Consider the following 756-nt stretch of genomic DNA (forward strand, 5'->3'; position numbering starts at 1 on the left):
TGCGGAATACCTGTCAAAAATGACATTTTTGACTACTTTTTAAAATAGAGTTTAACGGACAAATTCAAGTCTCCAAGCCGCAACTTGCGTTATTCGGGACGTTGTACGCAAGCTGAAAAAATGACTTTCGAAGATTTAAATAAAAATATAATTCTAATGACCGAATTCACTCTGAAATGGAGATTTACGGAAGAGAAATATGATTTACTACCCGAACAACATATCGCGGAATTAAAACCTTTGAACAAAACTGGAGCGGAATTTCTTGCGGACTATTTAGATAACTGCTGGATTCATTCAAACGAACCATTCAAAAACGGACTTTTTCGGAATTTGGATGAAATTGAAATCTTGGAAAATAATAAAAAGAAAATAACAAAGTGGTTATACCAAAGAGCAATTCCTTTTGACAAAAAAGTTTTCCTTTCTTGGGACGGACAAAATGGAATGATAACCAAATGGAAATTTGTTCTTAAATATTGGGATTCGATTTTTTATGGTGGTTCGGACGATTTGACTGTGTTTGACCAAAGCTTGGAATGGGCTCTTTTGTTCGCTCATTATGATAAAATATTCTTCGGAACGAATAAAGACTATGTATTAAAAACGGAATTTGATGAAAAAGTTATGCAGTTCTGAAAAAAGCCAGCGTACAACAATGTATAACCGCAATTACGGCGGATTCGACTACGTCCGAATCCACTCGGAATTGCTAACGTCAGTGCTTAACCGAAAATCATTAACTTTAATCCCGTA

At 35.1% G+C, this 756-nt stretch carries 1 protein-coding gene; it reads left to right on the forward strand.

Annotation, left to right across the window (positions count from 1 at the left end; all coding sequences use genetic code 11):
• Positions 1-120 precede the first annotated feature (120 nt).
• Positions 121-639 carry a hypothetical protein gene (locus ACFSQ0_RS07115; RefSeq protein ID WP_379046220.1) on the forward strand — a complete coding sequence of 173 codons (519 nt, stop codon included), beginning with the start codon at positions 121-123 and terminating at the stop codon, positions 637-639.
• Positions 640-756 lie beyond the last annotated feature (117 nt).

Source organism: Mesonia sediminis (assembly GCF_042684705.1).
Lineage (GTDB): Bacteria > Bacteroidota > Bacteroidia > Flavobacteriales > Flavobacteriaceae > Mesonia > Mesonia sediminis.